The sequence below is a fragment of the Sphingomonas sp. Ant H11 genome, assembly GCF_000797515.1.
GTDB lineage: Bacteria > Pseudomonadota > Alphaproteobacteria > Sphingomonadales > Sphingomonadaceae > Sphingomonas.
Map to the genome: position 1 here is coordinate 1 of NZ_JSBN01000085.1, position 10,485 is coordinate 10,485.

Below are 10,485 nucleotides of genomic sequence, written 5' to 3' on the forward strand. Positions count from 1 at the left end.
GGGGAGGCTGTCGCGGACGCACGGGATGACATGACACTGCCCCCAGCCCTCCCGCAAGCGGGAGGGGAGGACGAAGTTAGCCGGCCGCCACGCGCACGGCGTCACAAATGCGATCGACCACCGCCTCGACCTGGGCGGGGTCATCGCCCTCCGCCATCACGCGGATAACGGGTTCGGTGCCCGACGGGCGGATCACCAGCCGGCCCTTGCCCTTCAATTCGGCTTCGGCCCCGGCGATCACCGCCTTCACCGCCTCGGCCTCCAGCGGCTTGCCGCCCGCGAACCGCACATTCTTGAGCAATTGCGGCAATGGCTCGAAGCGGTGCAGCAACTCGCTCGCCGGAGCCCCCGCCCACACCAGTTCGGCCAGGATCTGCAGCGCCGCGACGAGCCCGTCGCCCGTCGTCGCATAATCCGACAGGATGATATGCCCCGATTGCTCGCCGCCGACATTATACCCTTGAGCGCGCATCGCCTCGAGCACATGCCGATCACCGACCGCGGTCCGCATCAGGCCGATGCCCTGCGCCGCGAGATGCCGCTCGAGCCCGAGATTGGACATGACCGTCGCGACCAGCCCGCCATTCTTCAACCGCCCGCTGCGCGCCCAGCCGCTAGCGATCGTCGCCATCAACTGGTCGCCATCGACGACATGGCCCTTTTCGTCGACCACGATCAGCCGGTCGCATCGCCATCGAGCGCGATGCCGAGCTGCGCGCCGCTTGCCACCACCGTCTCGCACAGGGTTTGCGGCGCGGTCGAGCCGACGCCGTCATTGATGTTCTTGCCATTGGGCGTCACGCCGATCGCGACGACATCGGCCCCCAATTCCCACAAGGCAGTCGGCGCGACACGATAGGCCGCGCCGTTGGCGCAATCGACCACGATGCGCATACCGTCGAGCCGCAGATCTTCGGGAAAGGTCGATTTGGCAAAGTGGATATAGCGCCCCTGCGCATCGTCCACGCGCCGCGCACGGCCAATCTCGGCGGCGGGCGACAGCGCGATCTCACCGTCGATCAGCGCCTCGATCGCGGTTTCGTCAGCATCGGACAGCTTATAGCCATCGGGACCGAACAATTTGATGCCATTGTCGAAGAACGGATTGTGGCTGGCCGAGATCATTACGCCGAGATCGGCGCGCATCGATTGCGTCAGCATCGCCACGGCGGGAGTCGGCATCGGTCCCAACAGCACGACGTCCATGCCCACGCTCGTAAAACCCGCGACCATCGCCGATTCGAGCATATAGCCCGAGAGGCGCGTGTCCTTGCCGATCACCACGCGGTGCCGGTGGTCGCCGCGGCGGAAGTGCGCGCCGGCTGCCATGCCGACCTGCATCGCCATCGCTGCCGTCATCGGGGCCTTGTTGGTCAGGCCACGAATACCATCGGTCCCGAAATATTTTCTTGCCATCAGCCCTCATCCGTTGGGTTATGCCCGTATCTTCAGAGGCGCTTGATAGCGCCGCTTACCGATAAGGGCGAGTATGTCTGCAACGTTGAACAGCCCATCGACGCGGATCCTAGTGTCGCTGGGTGCGGGGTTACTCTTCGGGATTGTTTTTGCCACCTGGCTGCCCGGTGCGGTGCCGGGCGCAACGGCGGTTGCGCAGCCGATCGGCGCAGCCTGGCTCAATGCGCTGCAAATGACGGTGATTCCGCTGGTGTTCTCGCTGTTGGTCACCGGCATTGCGTCGACTGCGGAGGCCGCGCGCAGCGGGGCGGTGGCCGCGCGGGCGATCAGCATCATCGTGGTGGTAATGGTGTGCAGCGCAGTCGCCGCCGCGTTGCTGACGCCGTTGTTCCTTGGCCTGGTGCCAATCCCGGAGGCCTCTGCCGCCGCCTTGCGCGGTGCGCTGGTAAATGTCGGCCCGCCGGGCGCGGTGCCGCCGCTCGGTGAGTTTCTGGCGGGGATGGTGCCCAATAACGTCATCGCCGCCGCCGCCAATGGCGGGTTCCTGTCGCTGATTCTGTTCGCTTTGATCTTCGCCTTCGCCCTTACCCGGATCGACGCCACGGGCCGTACCGCGTTGCTGACCTTCTTTTCCGCGATCCGCGATGCGATGCTGGTGATGATCGGCTGGATCATCTGGATCGCGCCGATCGGTGTGTTCGCCCTCGCCCTGACGGTGGCCGCCAAGACCGGGACGGCAGCGGTCGGCGCACTGTTCCACTATATCGTGACGGTGTCCTCGGTCGGGATCGTGGTCAGCCTGTTTGCGGTGCCCGTCGCCATCTGGGGCGGCCGCATGGCGCTTGGGCGGTTCATCCGCGCCTCGCTGCCGGTGCTGGCGGTCGCGCTCAGCACGCAATCCTCGCTCGCCAGCTTGCCCGCGATGTTGCGCAGTTCGGAAGAGATGGATGTACCGGTGGCCACTTCGGGCGTGGTGCTGCCGCTCGCCGTTGCGATGATGCGCGCGACTGGCCCGGCGATGAACCTGGCGGTGGCGATCTATGTCGCGGCGTGGTGCGGCGTGCCGATGACCTTCGCAACGCTGGCGGCAGCGACCGTGGTCGCCGTGCTGACCTCGCTCGGCTCGGTCAGCCTGCCGGGGCAAATCAGCTTCATCAGCGCGATTGCGCCGATTGCGGTGACGCTCGGCGTGCCCGTCGCCCCGCTTGGGCTGCTGGTCGCGGTCGAGACGATGCCGGATATTTTCCGAACCCTCGGGAACGTCATCTTCGATCTGGCGGTTACGCTGACCGTGGCAGCGCGGGGGGACAAGCTCCCGCTATCCGCCGCCGACACCTTGCTGCAGGAACACCCTTCATGAAATATCGCACGCTTGGCCCCGACCTCACGGTTTCCGCACTTGGCCTCGGCTGCATGCCGATGGCGGGCGTCGGCCCCAATATGTACGGCGCGGCGACCGAAGCCGAGAGCATCGCCACGATCCACCGTGCGATCGAGTTGGGCGTGACGCTGTTCGACACCGCCGAAGTCTATGGTCCGCTGATCAACGAGGAACTGGTCGGCCGCGCCATTCGCGGAAAGCGTGACGGGCTGGTGATCGCGACCAAATTCGGCTTCCGCTTCGGCGACGACGGCAAGGTATCCGGTGTCGACAGCACCCCCGCCAACATCCGCCGCGCGTGCGAAGGCTCGCTCCAGCGGCTTGGCATCGACACGATCGATCTGTTCTACCAGCACCGCGTCGACCCGAACGTGCCGATCGAGGACACTGTCGGCGCGATGGCCGAGCTGGTGCGCGAGGGCAAGGTCCGCTTCCTCGGCCTGTCCGAGGCGAGCGCCGCGACGCTGCGCAAGGCGGCGGCAGTGCATCCGATCGCCGCGCTGCAATCCGAATATTCGCTGTGGGAGCGCGATATCGAGGAAGAGATCCTGCCCCCCTGCCGCGAACTCGGCACGGGTTTCGTGCCCTATAGCCCACTCGGGCGCGGTTTCCTGACCGGCCAGATCACGTCGCGCGACGATCTGCCCGAGGGCGATTATCGCCGCAACGATCCGCGGTATTCGGAAGAGAATTTCGCGGAAAACCTCAAGATCGTCGATGTCGTCAAGCAGATCGCCGCCGCCCACGGCGTCAGCGGCGCTCAAGTCGCGCTCGCCTGGTTGCTGGCACAAGGCGACGATATCGTGCCGATCCCCGGTTCCAAGCGCCGCGCGACGCTGGAGGACAGCATGGCGGCGGTGGAGGTGAGCTTGACCGCCGAAGATCTGACCGCGCTCGACCGCGCAGCGCCGCGCGGTGGCACGGCGGGGCCGCGTTATGGGGGCCCGATGATGAAGATGGTGCGGCTCTAGCGGTAAACCCAGTGCCACAGCCCCACCGCCACACCGGCGATAGGGATATGCGCCCAGGTCGCGGCCAGCCAGATCACTACCCCGCCCGCCAGGTCATGCGGGCGGAAGCCGCCGAAGCGCGCGCGGCCCTGCGCGATGGCGAGGAACGGCCAATAGCTCGTCTTGCGCTCCCAATCGCGCCACAGATCGGGTTGCAGCACCTCCTTCTTGCGGTCCTGCAGCGCCGCGCCGACCAGCGAGAGCACGATGATCGCGATCGCGACGACGATGTTGGCGGCGATCGGATAGACCGCGATGTGGCACAGCCCCCACAAAGCGAACGCCCACAGCATCGGGTGCCGCGTGACGCTGAACATGCCGCGCGCCGCAGCCGGAGCGGCCGCGACGGGTGGCCCGGGCAGCGCGGGATTGCCGAGCAGCGATCCCATCAGCAGCACGCTTGCCAGCAACATCACCAGCGTGACGGGGCCCCAAATCCCCTCTCCCACCGCCCATAAAGGCGCGGTGGCAGGGGCGGCACGATAGGCATGCGCCAGCCAGCCGAGCGTGGCGAAGGCGACCAGTGCGTAGACCCCCATGAACCCGTTCGCGCCAACCGCCTTGACGAGGGGGCTGCGCAGCGGATGCGACAGCAGGAAATGCGTTCCAACGAAGGCCGCTGCCGCGGCGATCACCATCTCCGTGCCATCCATCGCGCTTCCCCTATTTGACGCCGTGCATCCACTTCTTCAGCGGCCAGGCCAACAATAGCAGAAGAACGCCCAACGCCATCGCAACTTCGGCGATGGTCGTGAAGGTGCCCGTATAGGTGTCGAGGCTGACCTTCAGGTTGGTTACCTCGCCGCCGACCGTATCGACGCTGGCGAACTGCGCGACGATCCCGGCGACATATTGCGCGCAGGAGATCGACAGGAACCACACGCCCATCATCAATCCGACGATCCGCGCGATCGACAGCTTGGTGATCATCGACAGGCCGACGGGTGAAATGCACAATTCCGCAACCGAGTGGATCAAGTAGAGCCCGGCCAGCCACCATATGCCGACCTGGAAATTGGGGCCGGCAAACCCCGCGCCCAGCACCAGGAACAGGAAACCCGCACCGACCCCGATCAGCGCGATGCCGAACTTGACCGGAATCGATGGCTCCAGCCCGCGCTTGGCAAGTGCCGTCCACAAAACGCTCATCACCGGCGCAAGCGTGACGATAAAGAAGGCGTTGAAGAACTGCGTCTGCGGTGCCGAGATCGCGAAATCGCCGAACAGCCGCAAATCAGTATTGCGATCGGCGAACAGCGTCAGCGACGAACCGGCCTGCTCGAACAGCGTCCAGAACACGACGTTGAACACGATCAACACCATCGCCGCCAGCATCATCTGGAATTCGCGGCGGTCGCCCACCACGAACGACCAGATCAGGATGCCCGGGATCGAAATGAGGAAGGTGCCGAACAGCAACTTGCCCATCAGCGACAGCGACGCAAGATAGCCGATAAAGCCCGAGCCCGGCACCGGCGGCACCGCATTCATCAAATTGGTGAACAGGAAATACAGGACCGGCACCGCGACCAGCGCACCGATATAGATCGGCAGCGCGCGATCGGGCCCGCTGCGCACCGGGGCCTCGCCATAACCGTTGAGCTTGCCACCATCGAACTGGATCAACGCATAAGAAATCAGCATGCCGACCGCTGCGAGGCCGAAGCCCGCCCACCAACCGAAGGTGTCGGCGAGGATCGGACACAGGATCTGCGATCCGAGCGACCCGAGATTGATTCCCATATAGAAAATGGTGAAACCCGAATCGCGGCGACGATCGCCTTGGGGGTAAAGCTCGCCGACCATCGTCGAGATGTTGGGTTTGAAGAAGCCGTTGCCGACCGAAATCAGGCTAAGCGCGAGGAGCATGATCGTCACGAACAGCGGGCTGCGCTCGGCATCCGATTTGAAGCCGTCCTTGGCGATCGTCCGCGCGGAGCTGCCGTCGGGCGCGAGCAAGGAGACGGTGCCGTCGTCATTGCCCTTCACTTGCAGTCTTTTGCCGTGGTCGACGATGTAGCGCTGTTCGGTGCTGCCCTTGGCTTCGACCTGCACATCATAGCGCTGGCCGTCGATTGTCGCGAACGGCACTGCCGTCTGCCCACCGAAGCACAAGGTGAAATAGCCGACCGCCATCATGATCGCGCCGAACTTCACCGACCGCTTGGAGCCGAGATACTGATCGGCGAGATACCCGCCCACCAATGGGGTCAGATAAACGAGTGCGGTGAAGCCTCCGTACAAACCGGTCGCGGCACGATCGCCGAACACGAAATGCTTGGTGAGGTACAGCGTGAGCAGCGCGCGCATGCCGTAATAGCCGAAGCGCTCCCACATTTCGGTGGTGAACAGCCGGGCGAGCTGGCGCGGATGGCCGAACCACATCGCGCCCGTCGCCGGATTGACGTGCGTAATATCCGGCTCGCGCGGGGTGTCCGCGGTCGGGGTGTCCACCATGTAAGAAGCTCCCTGAAATGGCGCAGTGTCCGTAAAGCCGACACCGTTGGTTACCGCAGAGACTAACGCCAATCGTGGGTGTGTAAATATGCCTGCGTGGCCGCTATGGGATCGCGATGCTCAACGACCGCACCACCCCGCTCTCGCTTCTCGCCACCCGCCGCTCTGGCCGCCCGCGCGATTTGGTCGCGCCCGGCCCCGATGCGGCGCAGCTTGACCAGATCCTCACCATTGCCGCGCGCACGCCCGACCACGGCAAGATCGCCCCGTGGCGCTTCGTGGTGGTGGCCCCCGAACAGCGCGACGCGCTCGCCAACGTCATCACCACCGCCTATCGCGCCGAACGCCCGCAGGCCGCCACGACCGAGATCGCCGCGCTCGAGCAATTCGCGCACCAGGCCCCCACGCTCGTCGTGCTGCTCTTCTCGCCGCGCACCACCAGCCATATTCCTTTGTGGGAGCAGGAACTGTCGGTCGGCGCGGTCGGCATGAATCTGCTGCACGCCACGCATGCGCTGGGTTTTGCCGGCGGCTGGCTGACCGGCTGGCCGAGCTATTCGGACGCGGTGCGCGATGCGTTCGGCGCGGCGCCGGAACGCATCGCCGGATTCTTCTTTCTCGGCACGCCCAGCCGCCCGCTGGAGGAGCGCCCCCCGTCCCGATCCGAGCGCGATCATCACAAAGTGGGATGGCTGAAGTACTGGACAGAAACGACCATTGCTGTATTAGGGTAGCATGACAGCGTTGAACAGCGAAGACAGCCCGGTCTATATCAAGCTGCGCGGCACCATTTCCGCGGCGATCCTGCGCGGGGACTTTCGCGCGGGTGACCAGCTCCCATCGGTCCGCGCGCTTGCCGCCGAACATGGCGCCAACCCGCTGACCGTCGCCAAGGCCTATCAGAGTTTTCAGGACGATGGCTATGTCGAGGTGCGGCGCGGCGTCGGCATGTTCGTGCTGCCCGGTGCCGCCGAAAAGCTGCGCGCGGCCGAGCGCGAGCATTTCGTCAAAACCAGCTGGCCGCGCATCGCCGCGCATATCGATCTGCTCGGGCTCGATGCCGCGGATCTGCTGGAACGCGAAAAGGCCTAAGCGCCCGCCCCCACACCGTTCGCCCTGAGCCTGTCAAAAGGGCACCTCTCCCCGCGCGAACGCTGCGCCTGTGGAGAGCGGGGCTTCGACAGGCTCAGCCCGAACGGATGAGGGGGAGTGCCCCGAACGGACCAGTGCGTTCGTCCGAACGGGATCGGGGTCACCGCCTCTTCCGCTACGCCGCCACCACCCCCAGCGCCGCCACGTCCTCGGCGCTCAGCGTAATGCCGAACATCATGCTGAGGCGCATCCGGTAGACGCGCGGATCGGTGATGATCGCTTGCGTTTCCTCGCCCCCCGCACGGCGGCGATATTGGGCGTCGGTCAGTGAGGCGAGCCCGTTGGGCAAGACGATGCTGACCACGCGACCTGGCGGAAGCGACTTTGGGGCGCGGTCGACGTCCAATGGTTGCTGAGCGCGAGATCGGTGGGATGCACCGGCACGGGCGAGAAACTATATTGCGGCTGAAACCCGCTGCCGGTCCCGCGCCCGTCGGTGGTCGCGGGGTCGCCGTCGCGCAGCAGCATCCAGCCATGCGCATCGTTCTGCTCAAGCCGGAAGGTCGCACCATCGGGCGCGCTCACTTCGGTCCCGGCGATCAGCGGCATTGGCGGAGTGTAGCTGCCGCCAAATCCGGCATCGGCGATCCATGTCTCCTCGCCGAGCGTGACGAGGCTGAAGGTGTGCGTCAGCGGTGGCACATCGGTCGCCCCCAGCCAGACCCGCGCGAGCACCGGGCTGGCGACGAAGCCCAACGCCGCCAGCGCATCGAGGAACAGCCGGTTATGCTCGAAACAATAACCGCCGCGCCCGGCCGTCACCAATTTGGCGAAGACGGAGTCGCTGTCGATCGCAATGCCGCGCCCGAGCAAGACGTCGAGATTCTCGAACGGAATCGCCAGACGGTGCGCGCGCTGCAACGCTGCCAGACCGTAGGAATCGACGGTCGGGCGGGCAGGCAGGCGGATGCGGGCGAGATAGGCGTCGAGATCGAAGGCGGTCTCGCTCATGCAGCGAAAGCCTCCGCCGTTACCGAATAGAGCACGTCCGCCGTGGCGGTTGCCGCCGCCTTCAGCCCCAGCGCCTCGGGCACGATCTGCGCGACATAGAAGCGCGCCGCCGCCACCTTCATGCTGAGAAACGCGCGGTCGCCCTCGGCAGTGGAGGCGATGCGGCCCGACCGCTCCATCAGCCAGCCGCACACCGCGACCGACAGCATCGTCAGGAAGGGATAGCTCGCGGCCAATTTGTCATCGGCCGACAGCCCCGCCATGCCGCGCCCGATCTCGTCACAGGCGTCGATCAGCGTGCGCAGCCCTGCATCCGCGGCCTCGGCGCGCATGTCGGCGATCAGGCGCGCAAACACCCCGCCATTGTCGAGCCCGAGCTTGCGCCCGACCAGATCGGCCGCCTGAATGCCGTTGGTGCCTTCATAGATCGGAGTGATACGCGCATCGCGGAAGAACTGCGCCGCGCCCGTCTCCTCGATATAGCCCATCCCGCCATGCACCTGAATGCCGAGGCTGGCGACTTCATTGCCGATATCGGTGCCATGCGCCTTGGCCAGCGGAGTCAGGATATCGAGCCGCTCCTGCCCGCCCGCCTGGCCGAGCGTCGCGCGGTCGACTTGGCTTGCGGCATAATAGACCAAGGCGCGCGCCGCCTGAGTCTGCGCCTTCATGCGCAGCAACATGCGCCGCACATCGGGATGCTCGACGATCTTGACCGGCTCGGCGCTGCCCGATCCGGCGCGCGGCGATTGCACGCGCTCCAGCGCATAGCCGACCGCCGCCTGCGTCGCGGCCTCGGCCACCTGCACGCCCTGCAAGCCGACATTGAGCCGGGCATTGTTCATCATCGTGAACATCGCGCGGATCCCGCCGAACTCGCCGCCGATCAGTTCGCCGATGCAATCATCGTTGTCGCCAAAGCTCAGCACGCAGGTCGGCGAAGCGTGCAGCCCCATCTTATGCTCGATCGACACGACGCGGACATCGTTAAAGGCACCCGGCGTGCCATCGGCGTTGAGGCGATATTTCGGCACCAGGAACAAGGAAATCCCCTTGGTCCCGGCGGGTGCCCCCGGCGTGCGCGCGAGCACGAGGTGGACGATGTTGGGGGCCATGTCATGGTCGCCGAAGGAGATGTAGATCTTGGTGCCCTTGATGCTCCACTTCCCGTCGCCAAGCGGGGTCGCGGTGGTGCGCAGCGCGCCGACGTCCGAACCCGCCTGCGGCTCGGTCAAGTTCATCGTGCCGGTCCATTCCCCGGTCGCCAGGTGCGGCAGATACTGCGCCTGCTGTTCGGGGCTGCCGTGATGCGCCAGCGCCTCGATCGCGCCGACCGTCAGCGTGGGGGCAAGCGCAAAGCCCATATTGGCGCTGCCGAGCGTATCGAGCACCGCGGTCTGGATCGCAAAGGGCAGGCCCTGCCCACCGAATTCCTCCGGCACGCCGATCGTGCCCCAGCCGCCTTCGACATAATCGTGATAGGCCTTCACGAAGCCTGCGGGCATCACCACGCCTTCGGGCGTCCATTTCGCGCCAACCGTGTCGCCCGTGCGCAGCAGCGGTGCCCATTCGCCCGCCGCCAGTTGCCCAACGCCTTCGAGCACGGCATCGACGACGTCGTCGCTCGCGGCGGCGAAGCGGTCGGTGGCGACGAGATCGGCAATGCGACGACATGATCGAGCACGAAGCGCTGATCGGCGGTGGCGGGGGTGAACATCGGGCATCCTCTTATGCAACAGGCTTTGCACGGCTATAGCCCGCGATAATGACCACGCCAAACCCGCCTTGCGCGACACAGACCTTACCCTACGGCGCGGCGGGCATCGCCGCCGCCGCCGCGCTGATCGCTAAGGGCCAGCCCGTCGCGATACCGACCGAGACGGTCTATGGCCTCGCCGCCGACGCCACCGATTCGCACGCCGTCGCGCGGATCTACGCGGCCAAAGGCGCCCGAGCTTCAACCCGCTGATCGTGCATGTGCTCGATCTGGCAGCCGCGCAGGCGATCGCCACGTTCGACGACACCGCGCTGGCGCTGGCGACGGCGTTCTGGCCGGGGCCGCTGACGCTGGTGCTGCCGCTCCGCGCCGATGCCGGGATCGCCGCTACGGCTGCCACG

At 65.9% G+C, this 10,485-nt stretch carries 5 protein-coding genes and 5 pseudogenes; 5 read left to right on the plus strand and 5 right to left on the minus strand.

The annotated features are described in order from the left end of the window. Positions 1 to 76 precede the first annotated feature (76 nt). A pseudogene (glmM, locus tag NW75_RS15595) lies at positions 77 to 1,416 on the minus strand (phosphoglucosamine mutase). 73 nt (positions 1,417 to 1,489) lie between these two features. On the opposite strand from glmM, the gene NW75_RS15600 reads away from it, so the two are divergent. Together NW75_RS15600 and NW75_RS15605 are read left to right on the plus strand one after the other, a co-directional pair. Further along, positions 1,490 to 2,776, plus strand: a complete 1,287-nt coding sequence (locus tag NW75_RS15600) for a dicarboxylate/amino acid:cation symporter (RefSeq protein ID WP_033966110.1) — start codon at positions 1,490 to 1,492, stop codon at positions 2,774 to 2,776. After that, positions 2,773 to 3,768: an aldo/keto reductase gene (locus NW75_RS15605; RefSeq protein ID WP_033966111.1), complete on the plus strand. Its 996-nt coding sequence runs from the start codon at positions 2,773 to 2,775 to the stop codon at positions 3,766 to 3,768. The genes NW75_RS15600 and NW75_RS15605 overlap by 4 nt, the downstream gene beginning before the upstream one ends. Here the strand turns inward: NW75_RS15605 and NW75_RS15610 are convergent. Together NW75_RS15610 and NW75_RS15615 are read right to left on the minus strand one after the other, a co-directional pair. After that, on the minus strand, positions 3,765 to 4,460 hold the full coding sequence (locus tag NW75_RS15610) for an NnrU family protein (protein ID WP_033966112.1): 696 nt from the start codon (positions 4,458 to 4,460) through the stop codon (positions 3,765 to 3,767). The genes NW75_RS15605 and NW75_RS15610 overlap by 4 nt on opposite strands. A gap of 10 nt (positions 4,461 to 4,470) precedes the next feature. Further along, complete coding sequence (locus tag NW75_RS15615; RefSeq protein WP_033966113.1) at positions 4,471 to 6,264, minus strand: peptide MFS transporter; 1,794 nt, start codon at positions 6,262 to 6,264, stop codon at positions 4,471 to 4,473. Positions 6,265 to 6,380: 116 nt separating this feature from the next. Between NW75_RS15615 and NW75_RS15620 the strand changes: the two are divergent. Next, positions 6,381 to 6,960, plus strand: a pseudogene (locus NW75_RS15620) (nitroreductase family protein). Positions 6,961 to 6,999: 39 nt separating this feature from the next. After that, positions 7,000 to 7,356, plus strand: coding sequence for a GntR family transcriptional regulator (locus tag NW75_RS15625; protein ID WP_010406195.1), 357 nt, complete (start codon positions 7,000 to 7,002; stop codon positions 7,354 to 7,356). Between the two features lie 175 nt (positions 7,357 to 7,531). Here the strand turns inward: NW75_RS15625 and NW75_RS15630 are convergent. After that, positions 7,532 to 8,367, minus strand: a pseudogene (locus NW75_RS15630) (arylamine N-acetyltransferase family protein). Next, positions 8,364 to 10,084 (minus strand): annotated as a pseudogene (locus tag NW75_RS15635) (acyl-CoA dehydrogenase). The pseudogenes NW75_RS15630 and NW75_RS15635 overlap by 4 nt, the downstream one beginning before the upstream one ends. Positions 10,085 to 10,132: 48 nt before the next feature. Between NW75_RS15635 and NW75_RS23940 the strand changes: the two are divergent. Beyond that, positions 10,133 to 10,485: pseudogene (locus tag NW75_RS23940) on the plus strand (L-threonylcarbamoyladenylate synthase); the annotation flags it as partial.

Excerpts from the sequence above, each read along its gene's own strand:
- NW75_RS15625 (WP_010406195.1), top strand. The coding sequence starts at position 7,000 with ATGACAGCGTTGAACAGCGAAGACAGCCCGGTCTATATCAAGCTGCGC.
- NW75_RS15605 (WP_033966111.1), top strand. The coding sequence starts at position 2,773 with ATGAAATATCGCACGCTTGGCCCCGACCTCACGGTTTCCGCACTTGGC.
- NW75_RS15610 (WP_033966112.1), bottom strand. The coding sequence starts at position 4,460 with ATGGATGGCACGGAGATGGTGATCGCCGCGGCAGCGGCCTTCGTTGGA.
- NW75_RS15615 (WP_033966113.1), bottom strand. The coding sequence starts at position 6,264 with ATGGTGGACACCCCGACCGCGGACACCCCGCGCGAGCCGGATATTACG.
- NW75_RS15600 (WP_033966110.1), top strand. The coding sequence starts at position 1,490 with ATGTCTGCAACGTTGAACAGCCCATCGACGCGGATCCTAGTGTCGCTG.